Origin of the sequence: Kineosporia sp. NBRC 101677, from assembly GCF_030269265.1 — a bacterium.
GTDB lineage: Bacteria > Actinomycetota > Actinomycetes > Actinomycetales > Kineosporiaceae > Kineosporia > Kineosporia rhizophila.
The window spans coordinates 815,383-833,478 of sequence record NZ_BSTA01000002.1; the positions used below are offsets into that span (position 1 = coordinate 815,383).

General features: G+C 71.8%; 9 protein-coding genes. 6 read left to right on the forward strand and 3 right to left on the reverse strand.

Going from position 1 to position 18,096, the window contains the following annotated elements; translation table 11 throughout:
• Nucleotides 1–15: 15 nt before the first annotated feature.
• Entirely contained in the window at nt 16–1,455 is a 1,440-nt protein-coding gene (locus tag QSK18_RS09115) for an MBOAT family O-acyltransferase (RefSeq protein WP_232809217.1), read from the reverse strand.
• A gap of 230 nt (nt 1,456–1,685) precedes the next feature.
• On the opposite strand from QSK18_RS09115, the gene QSK18_RS09120 reads away from it, so the two are divergent.
• The 3 genes from QSK18_RS09120 (at nt 1,686) to QSK18_RS09130 (ending at nt 9,729) form a co-directional block, all read left to right on the forward strand.
• Nucleotides 1,686–2,045 carry an MGMT family protein gene (locus QSK18_RS09120; protein ID WP_232809216.1) on the forward strand — a complete coding sequence of 120 codons (360 nt, stop codon included), beginning with the start codon at nt 1,686–1,688 and terminating at the stop codon, nt 2,043–2,045.
• Between the two features lie 80 nt (nt 2,046–2,125).
• Nucleotides 2,126–5,428, forward strand: coding sequence for an ATP-dependent helicase (locus QSK18_RS09125; RefSeq protein WP_285617757.1), 3,303 nt, complete (start codon nt 2,126–2,128; stop codon nt 5,426–5,428).
• On the forward strand, nt 5,425–9,729 hold the full coding sequence (locus QSK18_RS09130) for a UvrD-helicase domain-containing protein (protein WP_285617759.1): 4,305 nt from the start codon (nt 5,425–5,427) through the stop codon (nt 9,727–9,729). Before QSK18_RS09125 ends, QSK18_RS09130 begins: the two co-directional genes overlap by 4 nt.
• Nucleotides 9,730–9,917: 188 nt before the next feature.
• Here the strand turns inward: QSK18_RS09130 and QSK18_RS09135 are convergent, their stop codons facing one another.
• Both QSK18_RS09135 and QSK18_RS09140 read right to left on the reverse strand, forming a co-directional pair.
• Nucleotides 9,918–10,808, reverse strand: coding sequence for a calcium-binding protein (locus QSK18_RS09135; RefSeq protein WP_285617761.1), 891 nt, complete (start codon nt 10,806–10,808; stop codon nt 9,918–9,920).
• Between the two features lie 110 nt (nt 10,809–10,918).
• Nucleotides 10,919–12,256 carry a UDP-glucose dehydrogenase family protein gene (locus QSK18_RS09140; protein WP_232809212.1) on the reverse strand — a complete coding sequence of 446 codons (1,338 nt, stop codon included), beginning with the start codon at nt 12,254–12,256 and terminating at the stop codon, nt 10,919–10,921.
• A gap of 228 nt (nt 12,257–12,484) precedes the next feature.
• On the opposite strand from QSK18_RS09140, the gene QSK18_RS09145 reads away from it, so the two are divergent.
• The 3 genes from QSK18_RS09145 to QSK18_RS09155 all read left to right on the forward strand — a co-directional run bounded on the left by QSK18_RS09145 (nt 12,485) and on the right by QSK18_RS09155 (nt 16,794).
• The gene (locus tag QSK18_RS09145) at nt 12,485–14,491 is read left to right on the forward strand and encodes an anthranilate synthase family protein (protein WP_285617764.1); all 2,007 of its coding nucleotides are present in this window, start codon (nt 12,485–12,487) and stop codon (nt 14,489–14,491) included.
• Nucleotides 14,492–14,580: 89 nt separating this feature from the next.
• Nucleotides 14,581–15,567, forward strand: coding sequence for an LLM class F420-dependent oxidoreductase (locus tag QSK18_RS09150; protein WP_285617766.1), 987 nt, complete (start codon nt 14,581–14,583; stop codon nt 15,565–15,567).
• A 63-nt stretch (nt 15,568–15,630) separates the two neighbouring features.
• Nucleotides 15,631–16,794: an acyl-CoA dehydrogenase family protein gene (locus QSK18_RS09155; protein WP_285617768.1), complete on the forward strand. Its 1,164-nt coding sequence runs from the start codon at nt 15,631–15,633 to the stop codon at nt 16,792–16,794.
• The last annotated feature ends 1,302 nt before the right edge of the window (nt 16,795–18,096 follow it).

Here is an 18,096-nt window from a genome sequence, read left to right on the forward strand (position 1 = left end):
AGCATGGCAGAACAATCAGAACTGGAAGTACAGGAACGGGCTGAAATCGAGCCAGAGCACCGAGATCACCGCAACCGAGAGCAGGACCGGCGCGGTGACCGCAGCCATCGGATAGCGGAATCGCAGTTGCCCGGAATGCCCGCCGTGGACCAGCTGGAAACCCGTGACATTCCGGGGCATGAGAAACACCAGCATCCCCAGTCCCAGAGCGGTGAGATTCCACGGGGTCAGTGTGATCAGGACGTCTGGTGATGGTGCGCCTCCCGAGAAACCGAACATCGCCTCCCAGACGCCGACCGCGTCGGTCAGTGTCGGGGCCCGGAACGGCACCCAGCTGAGGACCACGAAGAACGCCATCGCCGCACGTCGCGGCCACCTCGAGAGCCGTCCCGGGGGGCTGCGGTGCAGTCCGGTGACACGCTCGGCGAGCAGGGCCAGGCCGTGCAGACCGCCCCACACCAGGAATCCCCAGGTCGCACCGTGCCAGAGCGCGGTGAGCAGAAAGGTGATCAGCAGGGCGGCGTACTCGCGGCGGATCCCGTGCCGGTTGCCGCCGAGAGGAATGTAGACGTAATCGCGGAACCAGCGCGAGAGGGTGATGTGCCAGCGTCGCCAGAAATCTGCGGGGCCGGTGGAGGTATAGGGCGAACGGAAATTCTCGGGGAACCGGAAACCGAAGATTGCGGCCAGTCCGATGGCCATGTCCGAATAGCCGCTGAAGTCGAAATAGATCTGCAGGGCGTAGGCCCCGGCCCCGATCCAGGCGGTGCCGGAGTCGAAACTCCCGGCCGGGGTGCTGAATGCCGCATCGGCCACCACACCGCACGAGTCGGCGATGTAGGCCTTCTTGGTCAGCCCCCAGGCGAACCGGGTCAGGCCGTAGGTGGCGTTGCCCAGAGTGACCTCGCGGCTGTCCTTGAGCTCCTTGGCGATCTCCGAGTACCGCACGATCGGCCCGGCGATCTGGTGCGGGAAGAGGAAGAGGTAGAGCAGGTAGTCGCGCCCGGAGTGCTCCGGGGTGAGGCCGCCGCGGCCCACGTCGACCACGTACGAGATGGCGTGGAAGGTGAAGAAGGAGATGCCCAGGGGCAGGGCCCAGTGGATCTGTGGGGCGCCCGGCCAGGCGGTGCCGGCGATGAAGTCGCTGACCGGGGGCAGGTACTTGTAGAGCCCGATCGGGACCAGGACCAGCAGGATCAGGCCGGCCACGGCGGTGCGCGAGGTCGGCCGTCCGTCGGCCGCCCGCCGACGGGCCTGGCCGGCCAGGCGGGCGCCGGAGAAACTGACCAGGGCCACGTAGAGCAGGACGAAAACGTGGCCGCCGGCTCCCCACACGTAGAACACGATGCTGGCGAGCAGGAGGCAGGTGTTCCGCCACGACAGGGGCACCAGCAGGTACGCCAGCAGGGTCAGCGGCAGGAACAGGAAAAGGAACGTCGGCGAGGAGAAGACCATGTCCGCAGATCGGTCGGGGCGCTGGATGTCCGGTGGCTCGTTCGGTGATCTGGTGCCGGCCCGGGGCGGCGGTGCGGTGCCTATGGGGTGTGCGGATGGGGCCCGGGTCAGGGAAGCTTAGGGCCTTCCGGCGTCCTACTCATCGGGCATCGGTCGAACGGATGATGCTGTCGCACAGAGGATCCCGGGCGGTTGTGATGTCCGCTCCGTCCCCCAGGAAGGTCGTTGAGGTGACGTCTTCGCAGGACGCGGTGACTGGTGGTGCCCAGGGGGCGGAGGAGACGGAGGCCTCGTCGGCCGAGACGTTCGTGGCCGACGTCCTGGATGTGGTGCACGCCATTCCGCCGGGCCGGGTCCTGACCTACGGCGACGTGGCCGCGCTGGTCGGGCGGGGTGGTCCCCGGCAGGTGGGAAAGGTGATGTCGCAGTGGGGGAGTCTGGTGCCCTGGTGGCGGGTGTTGCGGGCCGGGGGTGCTCCGCCGACAGGCCATGAACAGCGGGCGTTGAAGCACTACCGGGACGAGGGCACGCCGTTGCGGGCCGACGGGGAGCGGGTCGATCTGAAGACGGCGCGGTGGTCACCTGAATAGGGCCCCGGACAGGGCCTCGGACAGGGCCGCAGTTCGGACGAAGCGGATGTTGTCGGTGGGCTGTGGTCTCATGGTTGGCCGTGAGCACCGCGACCCGAGAACGCCGCCTTTCCGGGCCCGCAGTCCGGCTGGTCGGCCCGGGCTCGGGGCCGGCCGAGCTGCTGGTGCCCGACCCGGCCCAGGCCGAGCTGATCGGCCGGCGGCAGGGCAGTGGGCCGGTGGTGGTCTTCGGGGCCCCGGGCACGGGCAAGACGGCGATGCTGATCGAGACGGTCGCGGCCCGGGTCTCGCGGGACGGGCTGGGGCCTGGTTCGGTGCTGGCCGTCGCCCCCACCCGGCTGGCCGCGGCCCGGCTGCGTGAGCGGCTGTCGGCCCGTATCGGGGGCACGCTGCAGGAGCCGATCTGCCGCACCCCGCACTCCTACGCCTTCGGTCTGCTGCACCGGGCCCTCTCGTTCGACGGGGCTCCCGCCCCCCGGCTGATCTCCGGTCCCGAGCAGGACCGGATGCTGGCCGACCTGCTGGCCGGGCACGCCCAGGGGCAGGGCCGGGCGCCGGTCTGGCCCGAGGCCACCAGCCAGGAGATCCGGCAGCTGCGGGGCTTCCGCAACGAGCTGCGCGATCTGCTGATGCGCGCGGTCGAGCGCGGCCTCACCCCGGAAGACCTGCGCCGGCTGGGCGCCCGCCAGGGCCGGCCCGACTGGCTGGCCGCGGCCGACGTGATGGCCGAGTACCTCGATGTCACGGCCCTGTCCACGCCCGGCGCCTTCGACCCGGCGGGCATCGTCGACGCGGCAGCCGAGCTGCTGCTGGCCGACGAGGAGCTGCTCGACGCCGAGCGGGCCCAGCGCCGGCTGATCGTGGTCGACGACGCGCACGAGCTCACGGTGGCCGCCGAACACCTGCTGCGCCTGGTCGCCGGGGGCGGGCGCGACATCGTCCTGGCCGGAGACCCGGACTCGGCCACCCAGACCTTCCGTGGTGCCCGCCCCCGTGGCCTGGCCGACGCGGTGCACAAGTTCACCCACGCCGACGGCTCGCCGGCCCACGTCATCACCCTGGCCACCGTGCACCGGCACGGGGCCGGGCTGCGGGCGGTGGCCGGGCGGGTGGCCGAGCGCATCGGGGCGGCGGGCAAGGCCGCGCACCGTTCGGTCGCCGCCGCCGGGCCCGCCTCGGCCTCGATCGACGTGCAGGTGTTCGCCTCACCCGCCCGCGAGGGCGCCTACATCGCGCAGTACCTGCGCCGGCTGCACCTGGAGCAGAAGCTGCCCTGGTCGCGGATGGCCGTGGTGGTCCGCTCCACCAAGGCCACCTCGGCGCTGCGCCGGGCGCTGGGCTCGGCCGGGGTGCCGGTCGCCATCCCCACCGCCGAGGTGCCGGTGCGCGACGAGATCGCCGTCGTACCGCTGCGTCTGGCCCTGCGCTGCGCCCTGCGCCCGGCCGAGCTCACCGCCGACGTGGCGGGCGATCTGCTCACCAGCCCGATCGGCGGGGCCGATGCGATCGCCGTGCGGCGTCTGCGGCAGGCCCTGCGTTCCGAGGAGATCGCCGCGGGCGGGGGCCGGGCCAGCGATGCGCTGCTGGTGCAGGCCCTGGCCGAGCCGGTGCACCTGGCCGGGCTCGAGCCGCGCATCTCCGCGCCCGCGCGCCGGGTGGCGGCCGTGCTGGCGGCCGGTCGTGAGGCTGCCGCCCGGCCGGACGCCAGCCCCGAGACGGTGCTCTGGGAGATCTGGGCCGGCACCGAGCTGGCGTTGTCGTGGCGGCGCACGGCGCTGGCCGGTGGCGTCGCGGGCACCCGGGCCGACCGCGATCTCGACGCCGTGATGGCCCTTTTCGAGGCCGCGGCCCGCTTCACCGACCGGTTCCCCGGCGCCGACGCCCAGGCCTTCCTCGACTTCCTCGAGGCTCAGGACGTGCCGGCCGACACCCTGGCCGAGCGCGCCCCCACCGACGAGGCGGTGGCCCTGGTCACCGCCACCGGCGCGGCCGGGCTGGAGTGGGACGTGGTGGCGGTGGCCGGGGTGCAGGAGGGGCTGTGGCCCGACCTGCGCCTGCGCGACTCGCTGCTCGGCGGTCAGCGCCTGGCCGATGCGGTGGACGGCCGGGGCGACGAGGGATTCGTGGCCCAGCGCAAGGCCATTCAGGACGACGAGCTGCGGCTGTTCCACGTCGCGGTGAGCCGCCCGCGCAGCCATCTGCTGGTCACCGCGGTCCGGTCCGACGAGGTGATGCCCTCCACCTTCCTCGATCTGGTCGACCCGGAAGGGGTCACCGGCGAGCAGGAGGTCCGGCCGCTGGCCGAGGTGCCGCGGATGATGACGCTGTCCGCCCTGGTGGCCCAGCTGCGGGCGGTGGTGGTGGATCCGCGGGCGGGCTCGTCGCGGCGGGAAGGGGCGGCCCGGCAGTTGGCCCGGCTCGCGCTGGCCGGGGTCCCCGGCGCCGATCCCGGCGAATGGTACGGGCTGGCACCGGTTTCCGTGAGGGGGCCGCTGCGCTCGCCGCACGCGCTGGTCCGGGTCTCGCCGTCGCAGGTCGAGTCGTTCGACCGGTGCTCGCTGCGCTGGCTGCTCGGGGCCTCCGGGGGGCGTCGGCCGTCGTCCACCGCGCAGGGGCTCGGCGAGCTGGTGCACGAGCTGGCCGAGGAGGTGCCCGACGGCAACCTGATCCGGCTGCGCACGCTGCTGGCCGAACGCTGGAGCCGGCTGGGGCTGGGCAGCGGCTGGGTGGCCGAGACCGAGCGGGCCCGGGCCGAGGGCATGGTGGCCAAGCTGGCCGAGTACGCCGCCGCCGCCCGGCAGGCGGGGCGCACCCTGGTCGCCACCGAGCAGTCCGTGCAGGTGGATGTCGGCCGGGCGCGGATCTCCGGCAAGGTCGACCGGCTGGAGCGCGACGAGCAGGGCCGGCTGGTGGTGGTCGACCTGAAGACGGGCAAGTCCGCGCCGAGCCGGGCCGAGCTGGCCCGGCACGCGCAGCTGGGCGTCTACCAGGTCACCATCGAGGAGGGCGGCTTCGCCCGGGCGGTGGCCAAGGCTGGTCTGCTGCCGGGCAGTCCCGCGGGTGATCCGGTGGGTGATCTGCTGGGCGATCCGATGGCTCCTGCTCCCGGTGAGGCCGGTCCTGAGGTCGGGCCGCAGGCCGGGAAGGCTTCCGGCGGCGCGATGCTGGTGCAGCTGGGCACGAAGAACAAGAGCGTCTCGGTGCAGTCGCAGCTGCCCCTGGCCAAGGACGCCGAGCCGGCCTGGGCCCGCGATCTGGTGCAGGACACGGCCGAGGGGATGGCAGCGGGCGAGTTCCCGGCCAAGTCCAACACCATGTGCCAGGTGTGCGACGTGAAGCGCACCTGCCCGCTGCAGAACGAGGGCCGGCAGGTGGGCCAGTGAGCCAGGAACCGCCGGAACTGCCCGGTCTCGAAGAGGTGAGCAGCGGCTCGGGTGAGGTTGGGCGTTCGGTGCCCGCATCCGTCCGCAAGCCGGGTTCGAAGGAGCCGGGCTCGGAGGCGCCGGCGGAGGGGCAGCTGGATCTCGACGAGGTGAGTGGCGGCTCGGGTGAGGTTGGGCGTTCGGTGCCCGCATCCGTCCCCAAATCGGTTTCGAGATCACCGATGGAAGGGCAGCTCGGCTTCGACCTCGATGTCCCGACGGTCGAGCCCGCTGCCGGCCCGGTGCGCGGCAAGGCACCTACTCCCAGACCGGCTCCGCGGCGCACCATCTCGGCCTCAGCGATCGCCCAGGCCCTGGGGCGCCCCGAGCCCACGCCCGAGCAGGTCGCGGTGATCGAGGCGCCGCTGGAACCCCTGCTGGTGGTGGCCGGCGCGGGCTCGGGCAAGACCGAGACGATGGCCGCGCGGGTGGTCTGGCTGGTGGCCAACGGGCTGGTCCAGCCCGACGAGGTGCTCGGCCTGACGTTCACCCGCAAGGCCGCGGGCGAGCTGGCCGAGCGCATCCGGGCCCGGCTGCGCGCACTGCACCGCAAGGGCCTCACGCCTCAGGCGCTGCCCGTCACCGTCTCCACCTATCACTCCTACGCCGCCGCCGTGCTCGGCGACCACTCGCTGCGCCTGGGCATCGAGCCCGGGGCGCGGCTGCTCGGCGAGGCCGGTAGCTGGCAGCTCGTCGACGAGCTGGTCGAGCGCTGGGACGGCGACATGACCGGGGTCGACTCGGCCCGGGCCACGGTGGTCGACGCGGTGCTCGGGCTGGCCGGCGAGATCGCCGAGCACCTGCTCGATCCCGAGGGCATCGACGCGCTCGCCGAAGCCGCCATCGAGCGGGTGCAGGAGCTGCCCAAGAACGTCGGCGACGCGGTGCCCGGCAAACCCAAGACCGACGTCAAGCAGGTCGTGCAGCGGATGCAGGCGCGGCGGGCGCTGGTCCCCCTGGTCGCCGCCTACCAGCGGCGCAAGCGCGAGCTGGAGGTGCTCGACTTCGGCGACCAGGTGGCACTGGCCGCCCAGCTGGCCCGCACCGTGCCCGAGGTCGGCGAGGTGGAACGCCAGCGTTTCCGGGTGGTCCTGCTCGACGAGTACCAGGACACCAGTCACGCCCAGGTGGTGCTGCTGCAGGAGCTTTTCGGCGGCGGGCACCCGGTGATCGCGGTCGGCGACCCGCACCAGTCGATCTACGCCTGGCGAGGTGCCTCGGCCGGCAACCTGCAGCGCTTCGGGCTCGACTTCCCGGCCGCCGACGGGGGCCGGGCGGCCACCCGTCACCTGTCCACCAGTTGGCGCAACGACCTGGCCATCCTGCAGGTGGCGAACGAGCTGGCGGCGCCGCTGCGGCACACCCCGATCTGGAGCGACCCGGATCTGAGCGTCGACGTGCAGCCCCTGGCCGCGCGGCCCGACGCCGGGCCCGGCCGGGTGCGCCTGGAATGGCACGCCACCCTGGAGGACGAGGCTCGGGCGATCGCCGACATCGCCGAATTCGCCTGGCACGACACTGAATCCGGTAACGACCGGCCCTCGGTGGCCGTGCTCTGCCGGGCCCGAGCGCAGTTCCCGCTGATCGAGGCGGCGCTGCGTGGGCGCGGGCTGCCGGTCGAGGTGATCGGCCTGGGCGGCCTGCTGCACGTGCCTGAGATCGCCGACCTACGCGCCGCCCTCGAGGTGGTGCACGACCCGACCCGCGGCGACGCGCTGATGCGGCTGCTCACCGGGCCGGCCTGGCGGATCGGGCCCCGCGACCTGGACGGCCTCGGGGCCTGGGCCCGGGAGCTGGCCGCGACCTGGCGTGGCGCGGGCGAGGAGGGCCGGGTGCGGCCGCCGGCCGACTCGGGCCTGAAGTCGGCCACCATCCAGGTCGACGCGGTCGACGAGGTGTCGGTGGTGGACGCGATCGACGCCCTGCCCGAGCCCGACTGGGAAGGCACCCAGGGGCAGGGCATCTCGGCGGAGGGCAGGCGGCGGCTGGAACGGCTGGCCGCGGTGCTGCGCGGCCTGCGCAGCCGGCTCGCACTCCCCCTGCCCGACCTGGTGCTCGAGGCCGAGCGGGCGTTGCTGCTCGACGTCGAGGTGGCGGCCCAGCCCAACCGTTCCCCGGCCGCGGCCCGGGCCCATCTCGATGCGTTCGCCGATGTCGCGGCCCAGTTCGCCGACAGCGGCGACCGGCCCACCCTGGGCACCTTCCTGGGCTGGCTCACCGCTGCCGAGGACCGCGAGCGCGGGCTCGACACCGGGGTGGTCGAGCAGCACGAGGACGCGATCCAGCTGCTCACCGTGCACGGCTCCAAGGGGCTGGAGTGGGACGTGGTCGCGGTCTGCGGGCTGGTCGAGGGCACCTTCCCGGCCGGTCACGCGGGCCGGGCGCCGAAGCGTTCCAAGGGTTGGCTCGGAGACATCGGTGCGGTGCCCTTCCCCCTGCGCGGAGACGCGGGTGGTCTGCCGCAGTGGGACTTCCGGGCGGCCACCACCCAGGACGAGCTGGACGTCGAGCTCAAACGGTTCATGGACTACTGCGGTGAGCACGAGGTTGCCGAGGAGCGCCGGCTGGCCTACGTGGCGGCCACCCGGGCGAAAGACTCGCTGCTGCTGACCGGGGCGATCTGGGGCGACGGATCAACCCCGCGCGAGCCGTCACGGTTCCTGGTTGAGGTGCGAGAACTGTTGCGTCGCGCCGAGGGCGGGCTGCTGCCGGGGGCAGGCGAGGCGGCCACCACACGTGAGCGGATCGCGGTGGGGCTGTGGACGGATCAGCCGGACGAGGGGGCCGAGAACCCGCGCGCGGTAGAAGGACGAATGGCGGTGTGGCCGGATCCGCTGGGAGAGCGGCGGGAGGTCGTGGAAGACGGCGCCGAGCTCGTGCGGCTGGCGATCGAGGCTCTGAGTGGTGAGCGGCGCCGGCTCTACGGCACCCGGCAGTTCATTGCGGAAGACGGCCGTGGTCCGGGTGGTGCGGAGGGCCCCGATCGTCTCGGTGGTGGGGACGGTCGGGGCGGTCTGGGTGCGGACGGCCCGGATGATCTGACCGGTGCGGACGGCCCGGGTGGGCTTGATGCGGACGGCTCTTACGGTCTGGGTGCGGACGGCCTGGGTGGGCTGGGTGCGGACGGCCCAGTTGGTTCGGGTGGTCCGGGGGCCGGTTCGCAGGGTGCCGACCGGGGTCTCTCCGGCGCTACGGCCGGGCCTGGGCAGGAGATCCCTGAGACGAGTGCCCAGGGCGGTGAACGGGAAGGCATTACTGCCCAAGCCGAACAGGCTGCGCTGGAGGATGGTTCGGCCGTCGAGGTGGACGCCTCGGAGATGGGTATGTCCGAGGTCCAGGTCACCGAGTTCGGGGTCACCGAGGTGGGCTGGGCGCCGGACGACGACTGGATGCCGTTGGACGAGTGGGCGCCGGACGGCGAGTTCGAGCCTCCGCCGGACGATCTCGGCGGTGAGCGAACCGCGCCGGGCGCGGGGGTTCCGGGTGTTCCGGGTGTTCCGGCAGACCGGTCGGCGCGTGAGAACGCCTACGAAGGGGCGGGGACGCCGCTGAACCCGGCCGACGACAGCCATGCCTTCGGCCTGCTCGCTCCCCAGACCACCGAAGAGGCGGCCTGGGCCCGTGAGGTGGACGTGCTGCTGGCCGAGCGCGACGCGGCCGCCAGCGGTGAGCTCACCGTGCGGCTGCCCGCGCACCTGTCCGCGTCCCGCGCCGTGGCCCTGGCTGCAGACCGGCAGGGCCTGGCTGAGCGGCTCCGGCGTCCGATGCCGGCCCAGCCCAGTCCTCAGGCCCGGCGCGGCAGTGCCTTCCACGCCTGGCTGGAGCGGCGCTTCGGGGCCGCTGCGCTGGTCGACATCGACGACCTGCCGGGCGTCGGCGACGACTACGAAGACCTTCGGCTGGAGACGCTGCAGCAGAACTTCCTGGCCTCGGAGTGGGCCGAGCGCACGGCCGAGGCGGTCGAGGTCTCGATCGAGACGCCGGTGGCCGGGGTGGCCCTGCGCGGCCGGATAGACGCGGTGTTCCGTCGGCCAGACGGAATGTGGGACGTGGTCGACTGGAAGACGGGGCGGCCGCCGACCCGCGAGCAGATGCCCGCCCTGTCGGTGCAGCTCGCGGTCTACCGGCTGGCCTGGTCCCGACTGCAGGGCATCCCGGTGGAGCAGGTGAGCGCCGCCTTCTTCTACGCCTCGGTGGGCCGCACGGTGCGACCCGTCGACATCCTCGACGAGGCCGCGCTCGAGGAGCTGCTCACTGTCTGACGGACGTGGGGGCCGGCCGCGCCTGGCTCGGCCCGGCTTTGCTGTAGAGCTGCTCACGTCCGACGGGCGCGGAGGCTGGCCGGCCCTGGCCCGGCCCGGCTGCAGAGCTGCCCACCGTCTGATCCCCACAGGGCCCGCCGAACCCGGTTCCCCGCTACCGGCCAGAACGCCCAGCCACCGGCCGGTATTCAGCTCTGCCGGATCACGTCCCGACCCGGACCGCCGATCAGCTTGTCCTTGCCCGGGCCACCGAACAGCCGGTCGTTGCCGCTGTTGCCCCGCACAACGTCGGCCCCGGCCCCGCCGTAGAGCGTGTCGTTGCCCTTGTCGCCCTGGATGACGTCGGCCCCGGCCCCACCCCGGATCACGTCGTTCCCGGTCCAGCCGACCAGCTCCTGTGACCCGGCGCCTCCGTAGAGCGTGTCGTGCCCCTTGCCCCCGGTAGCGAAGGCCTTGCGGCCCAGCGCATGCACCGTGTCGTTGCCCTCGCCCGCATCGACCATGGAGCCCGCGCGGGTGGTGATCGAGTCGTTGCCCCACTCGCCCCAGACCGAGCTACCGTCGAAGGTGTTCGTCTGGTTCGTCATGAACGTGTCGTTGCCGGCACCCAGCGAGAACCCGTTGTAGATGTCCGCGCCCGCCAGATTCGCGAACCGCACCACGTCGTTCTGGTCACCCAGATTCATCACCAGCGAGGGGTAAGGCCCGGTCTCGGTCGCCTCGAAGTTGTCGATCGTGCAGACCACGTGGGTGAGGGAGGCTGCGTCGGGGTGCGAGCAGCCATAGCCGGGCTTGATCTCCACGTCGTCGAAGATCGTGTAGCGGAACCGGGTCTTGTCGTCGGCGTTCTCCAGCGTCACCGTGACCACGTTGCGCTGCCCCTCCACCGACTCGTAGATGACCTGGGAGTCCAGGCCGTCGGTGTCCGAGTGCGCCACGTAGACCGTGGCGGGCCCGACCTCAGCCGGGGCAGCCGGGGCAGCGGTGGCATTACCCGGGGTGAGGAAGGCGGCACCGGTTCCCGCGGCCAGCACGGCAGCGCCCGCGAGAGCTGAATACCGGATTCGACGCGCAACCACGGGTGCCTCCTGAGGGCAAAGGTACGAATTGCCCCAAACAATGCCAGACAAACCCAGAAGGGGTGGGCACGCCGAGACGCGCCCACCCCTTCTGCGAGAACGACTGTGACCTACACCCGCGGGCGGCCCAGCGCACGGTACGTCCAGCCCGCCTCCCGCCAGCGCTGCGGGTCGAGCGCGTTGCGGCCGTCGAGCACGTTGTGGGCCCGCACGATGCCGGCCAGCTGGGCCGGGTCGATCGCCTTGTACTGCTTCCACTCGGTCAGCAGCAGCACCACGTCGGCCCCGTCGCAGGCCACCTCCACCTTGTCCTCGTAGTGCAGGTCGGGCCAGGCGCGGCGGGCGTTCTCGAGCGCGGCCGGGTCGGTGACCACGACCTCCGCGCCCTGCAGCCGGATCTGCGCGGCCACGTTCAGGGCCGGCGAGTCGCGGATGTCGTCGCTCTCGGGCTTGAACGCGGCGCCCAGCACGGCGACCTTGCGGCCCAGGAACGAACCCTGCAGCACCTCGCGGGCCAGGTCGACCATGCGGGTGCGGCGGCGCATGTTGATCGCGTCCACCTCGCGCAGGAAGGTCAGGGCCTGGTCGGCCCCCAGCTCACCGGCGCGGGCCATGAATGCCCGGATGTCCTTGGGCAGGCAGCCGCCGCCGAAGCCGAGACCGGCGCCGAGGAACTTCGGCCCGATCCGCTCGTCGTGGCCGATCGCCGCGGCCAGCGCGGACACGTCGGCCCCGGCCGCCTCGCAGACCTCGGCCATCGCGTTGATGAACGAGATCTTGGTGGCCAGGAACGCGTTGGCGGCCGCCTTGACCAGCTCGGCGGTGGCGTAGTCGGAGGCCAGCACCGGGATCGTGCCGGTGGCGATCGGGTTGGCGTACACCTCGTCGAGCAGGGCGCGGGCCTTCGCCGCCTCTTCCGGCTCGGGCGGCAGGCCGTAGACGATCCGGTCGGGGCGCTGCGTGTCCTGCACCGCGTGGCCCTCGCGCAGGAACTCCGGGTTCCAGGCCAGCATCGCGCCGGGCACCGCCGCACTGATCATCGCGGCCAGCCGGGCCGCGGTGCCGACCGGCACGGTGGACTTGCCCACCACCAGGTCGCCGGGCCGCAGGTGGGGCAGCAGGGCCCGGACCGCCGAGTCGACGTACGTGGTGTCGGCCGCGAACTCACCGGCCCGCTGCGGGGTGCCCACGCAGATGAAGTGCACCGTGGGCTGCCCGGTGTCGTGGGCCAGCACGTTCACGTCGGTGGTGAAGGAGAGCCGGCCGGAGTCCATCGCCCGCCGCAACAGCTCGGGCAGCCCCGGCTCGAAGAACGGGGCCTTGGCCTGGGTGAGGTCGGCGATCTTGCGTTCGTCGACGTCGACACCGATGACCTCGTGGCCGAAGTCGGCCATGCACGCCGCGTGCACGGCGCCGAGGTAACCGCACCCCATCACTGATAAGCGCATGAAAGGGAGACTATCGGTGTCGATGAAACGGGCACCTGTCGAACGGGGTGCGATACGGTGTACGTATGAGAATCAGCCGCACCTTCTGGTGGCCCGCCTGACCGGCGGCCCACTCTCGCGCTGAACGATTCTCATTCGTTTCTCATCGCGGCCGCCTCGTCGAGGCGGCCGTCGGCATTTGTGCCGGGACCGAACCGGCGGGCGCCGCCCGACCGAACAGGGCGTCCGATGCCTCTTCACCAGCAACAACAGCTCACCCACGAGTCCCCGGCGAACGATCTGCGGGCCCGGCTGGAGGCCGCCCCGGCCTTCGCGGTGCTGCACCGCCCGAGCCTGGACGGCGAAAACCCGCCCAGGGCCGAAGTGCTCATCGGTGAGGCGACGGAAGTCACCGAGATGCGTGACCTCCCACAGCCCGACGGGGCCGACCGGCCGGTGCTCGCCGCCATCGGGTTCCGGCAGATCGCCGAGCGCGGCTTCGAGGTGGTCGACGACGGCACGCCCATCCTGGCCCTGAAGGTGTCCGAACGGATCACCGTCGACCTGGCCGAACTCCTGAACCTGCTGCCCTCCGGCCCGGAAACCTTCGTGGAGAACGGGTACGACGTGGACGACGTCACCTACGAGCGGATCGTCCGGGACGTCCTGGAGCAGGAGATCGCGGCCGGCGAGGGATCCAACTTCGTCATCCACCGATGCCTCGAAGGCCGCATCGACACCGAACGGGAGCCTCGCGCCCGAGCCGCCCTGGGCGTCCTCAATCGGCTTCTGCGCAGCGAGCGCAACGCCTACTGGACGTTCCTGCTGCACACCCCGTCGACCACTCTGGTCGGGGCCACTCCGGAGCGGCACGTGAGCCTGGAAGCCGGTGTGGTGACGATGAACCCGATCTCCGGCACGTTACGTCACCCGGCGGGCGGTTTCGCCGACGAGGCGGCTCGTGAGCGCGCGCTCGAGGCCTTCCTGGCCGACGAGAAGGAACGCGACGAGCTGGCCATGGTGGTGGACGAGGAGCTCAAGATGATGGCCATGGTCACCGAGAACGGCGGCCGGGTCAGGGGTCCCTTCCTCAAACCGATGGCCCACCTCACGCATACCGAGTACGTGCTGGACGGCCGCACCCAGGCGGATGTCCGGGACATCCTGACGGCCACCATGTTCGCGCCCACGGTCACCGGAAGTCCCATCCGCAACGCGTGTCGCGTGATCGCCCGGCACGAGAAGCGTGGAAGGCGCTACTATGCGGGCATTCTGGCGTTGATCGACGCGGACGACCAGGGTAGGCCCCGGATCGATGCCCCGATCCTGATCCGTACGGCCGAGATCGCCCCCGACGGCAAGGTGCGGGTTCCGGCGGGCGCAACGCTCGTGCGCGGCTCGCGGCCCGAGTCCGAACTGGCCGAGACCCGGGCCAAGGCAGCCGGAATCATGGCGGCCCTGCACGGGATCGAGAAGAACCAGAGCAACAACTTGAAGACGTCCGTGGGCCCCGAAGGCGGCCAGGGTCACCGGAGAGGGCGGCTGGGGGAGTTGCTGGAAGGGCGCAACCGTACGCTGGCGCGTTACTGGATGCAGCCTTTCGGTCTCGTCGAGTCGCAGCCGGTGGGTGGCCGGGTGGCCGTGGTCGACGCCGAGGACGACTTCACTGCCATGCTCGGGCACCTGCTGCGGTCGCTGGGGTTCACGGTTCGCCGGCACTCCTGGGAAGAGCTGTCCGGCCCGGTGGGTGACGAACTGAGCGGTACTTCCGATCCGGTCGTGCTGGGCCCCGGCCCGGGCGATCCCCGGGACATCATGGACCGGCGGATCCGCGCGCTGCGCTCGCTCGCCCAGGCCCGGCTGGCCGTCGGGCTGCCCACGGTCGGGATCTGCCTGGGCCACCAGATCCTTTCCCTGAGCCTGGGACTCGCGGTTTCCCGGCTGCCGGTGCCGGACCAGGGCCGGCAGCGGGGGATCGACCTGTTCGGCCGCGCGCACCAGGTCGGCTTCTACAACAGCTTCGCGGTCACCGCCCCGCCGGAGCCGGCCGGGGTGATGCTCGCGCTGGACGAGGAGCAGCGGTTCGTCCATGCCCTCAGGGGCCGCAACGTCGCCGGGTTCCAGTTCCACCCCGAGTCGGTGCTCACCACCGAGGGTGGCCTGATCCTGGCAGCCGAGCTGACGCGACTGTCGCCGGCAGCACCCGCGGCACCTGCGGGAGCCGCGGGCGCGGCCGTGACGGAGGTCCGTCATTGAAGATCTGGACCGAACCGGCACCCCGGTGACCTGAAACGAATTCCGTTCAGGCCGGGCCGCCGGCCCGTTGTGGGCCGTAGTGTGACCGTATGCGCTTCGGATTGTTCATCCCGCAGGGCTGGCGGCTCGACCTGGTCGGGGTCGACGTCAGCGACCACTGGCCGACGATGCTCAGGGTGGCCCAGTTCGCCGAGGCGGGCCCCTGGGAGTCGGTCTGGGTCTACGACCACTTCCACACCACCCCGGTGCCCACCTCCGAGGCCACCCACGAGGCCTGGACCCTGATGTCCGCGCTGGCCGCCTCCACCAGCCGGATCCGGCTGGGCCAGATGTGCACCTGCGTGGGCTACCGCAATCCGATGTACCTGGCCAAGGTGGCCGCCACGGTGGACGTGATCTCGGCCGGCCGGCTGGACATGGGCATCGGCGCGGGCTGGTACGAACACGAGTGGAACGCCTACGGTTACGGCTTCCCGGGGGCCGGAGACCGGCTCGGGATGCTGGCCGACGGCGTCGAGATCATGCGCCAGGCCTGGGAGAACGGCGTGGCCACGTTCTCCGGTGAGCACTACCAGGTAGACGGCGCGCTCTGCTACCCCCGGCCGGTGCAGGAGGGCGGTATCCCGTTCTGGGTGGCCGGTGGCGGCGAGAAGAAGACCCTGAAGATCGCCGCGAAATACGCCTCGTACACCAACTACTCCGGTGACGAGGAGACGTTCCTGCACAAGTCCGAGGTGCTCGCCGGGCACTGCCGCGACCTGGGCCGCGACTTCGCCGAGATCACCCGCACCGCCGACTACAACGTGGTGATCGGCCGCGACGAGGCCGAGGTGGCCGACCGGCTGGCCCGCCTGGAGGAGCGCTACCGGCCGTTCATGGCGGCCGAGGCGGTCAGCCGCACGGTCGAGGGCGTGCGCAACGCCGGGCTGGTCGGCACCCCCGAGCAGATCGTGGAGCAGCTGAAGAAGATGCAGGGCCACGGGCTCGACTACTCGATCCTGTACTTCCCCGAGGTCGCAACCGATTTCAGCGGCGTGGAACTGTTCCAGAAAGAGGTCGTCCCGGCACTGTCCTGACGGGTGATTTTCGGCTCCTTCGGAGGGCAGCGCCGAGGGACGGGCGTGATTACCCTCGATGGCATGAGCGACGTGGCTGACTTCCCGTACTTCGCGCTGTCCGACGACCACCGCGAGCTGCAGGTGGCGGTCCGGGAGCTGTGCACCAGCAAGATCGCCCCGCACGCGGCCGAGGCGGATCTGACCAGCGAGTTCCCCCAGGCGTCCTACCAGGCGCTGAAGGCGGGCGACTTCCATGCTCCGCACATCCCGGAGGCCTACCAGGGGGTGGGCGCCGACGCCCTGGCCACCTGCCTGGTGATCGAGGAGATCTCCCGGGTCTGCGCCTCCAGCGCGCTCATCCCGGCGGTGAACAAGCTCGGCACGCTGCCGCTGATGCTCGGCGGCAGCGAGGAGCTGAAGAAGCGGTACCTGACGCCGGTGGCCACCGGGGAGGCGATGTTCTCCTACGGGCTCTCCGAGCGTGAGGCCGGCAGCGACACCGCGAGCATGCGCACCCGGGCGGTGCGCGACGGCGACGACTGGATCCTGAACGGCCAGAAGTCGTGGATCACCAACGCCGGCGAGAGCAAGTACTACACCGTGCTGGCGGTGACCGATCCGGACGGCCGTCGCGGGCGCAACATCGGCGCGTTCGTGGTCGAGACCGACGACGAGGGCTTCTCCTGGGGAGCCAAGGAGCGCAAGCTCGGCATCAAGGGCAGCCCCACCCGGGAGCTGCACTTCGACAACGTGCGGCTGCCCGGCGACCGGCTGGTCGGCGACCCCTCGGAGGGCCTGCAGCTGGCGCTGCGCACGCTCGACCACACGCGGGTGACGATCGGCGCCCAGGCCGTGGGCATCGCCCAGGGCGCGCTCGACTACGCAGTGGGCTACGTGAAGGAGCGCAAGCAGTTCGGCAAGCACCTGGCCGAGTTCCAGGGCCTGCAGTTCATGCTGGCCGACATGGCGATGGCGGTGGAGTCGGCCCGGCAGATGGTCTACGCGGCGGCCGCCAAGAGCGAGCGCAACGACGCCGACCTGGGCTTCTTCGGAGCGGCGGCCAAGTGCCACGCCTCCGACGTGGCGATGAAGGTGACGGTTGACGCGGTACAGCTGCTCGGCGGCGCCGGCTACGTGAACGACCACCCGGTGGAGCGGATGATGCGCGACGCCAAGATCACCCAGATCTACGAGGGCACCAACCAGATCCAGCGGCTGGTGATGGCGCGGTCGCTGTTGAAGTAAGCCCGCGGGCACCGGGCCGGGCCGACAACGCCCCCGGCCCCGGCCCCGCCCGGTGGCCCGGCCCCGCCCGGTGGCCCGGCCCTGCCCGGTGGCCCTGCCCGGGGGCCTGGCCCGGCCCTGCCCTGGTCTGGCCCTGCCCGGTGACCCTGCCCCTGCCTCTGCCCTAGCTCTGGCTCTGCCCTAGCTCTGGGTCGGTCCTAGCTCTGGGGCGGTCCTAGCTCTGGGGCGGTCCTAGCTCTGGGGCGGTCCTAGCTCTGGGGCGGTCCTAGCTCTGGGTCGGCCCTAGCTCTGGCTCGGCCCCGGCTCGGCCCTGGCCCGGCCCCGCCCCGCCCCGGACCCGCCCCTGACCCCGGCCCTGCCCTGGCCTGGCCCTGGCCCGGCCCTGCCCGGTGGCCCTGCCCCTGCTTCTGCCCTAGCTCTGGCTCGGTCCTGCCCTGGCCGAGCCCCGCCCCAGCGCCGCCCCAGCCCCGCCCCTGGCCCCGGCGCCTCAGCGTGGGCCTTCGTCAAAGGCCCGTGAATGAACGGCCCGGACACCTCTTCTGAGTCGCCTGGACACCTCTTCCTGCTCGATCCGGAGGGGCAGCCCCGACACTCAGCCCTGGCTGAGTGTCGCCTAGAGCTATCCGTGAAGTCCGGGCCGCTGTCGCTGATGCCATCGATGTCCTCGGCCGAGCGTCTGGGCTCATCCAGTCGGAACGGAGGTTCGAGTAAGGATGGATGCGACGATCCGTAAACTTTCGAGCCCCGGGCTTTATCGTTTTACCGGGAATCATTTTTTCGTATCCCCTTCCCCGGGCAGGCCTGTGTCTGTGCGTCCGTGGGTGACCGGTGCGAGGTGCTCGCGCTGGCTGGAGAAGCGGGCATGGTGTGAATGCGGGTCGTGGTCGTGTGTGGAAGTGCACGCCGACTGCAGGCATCAGCGCCGGCACCAGACTCAATGGCCGCCCGAGAGGATGTAGCCAGTGGTCGCCTGGGCTCCCCCCGCGCGGATGAAGGCGGTGGCCTCCCGCCCCTCCGCCCGCGCGGTTGCAGTCGGTGGCCTGGTCTCTCGCCTTCCCCGCCCGTGAGGATGTAGCCGGTGGCCGCCGGGGCTCTCGCCTTCCCTGCCCGTGAGGATGTAGCCGGCCGCCGGGGCTCTCGCCTTCCCTGCCCGTGAGGATGTAGCCGGCCGCCGGGCCTCCCGCCTTCCCCGCCCGTGAGGATGTAGCCGGTGGCCGCCTGGGCTCCCGCCCTCCCCGCCCGTGAGGAGGAAGTCGGTGGCCGCCTGGGCTCCCGGCCCCCGAGGGTGAAGTAGAAGCGCTC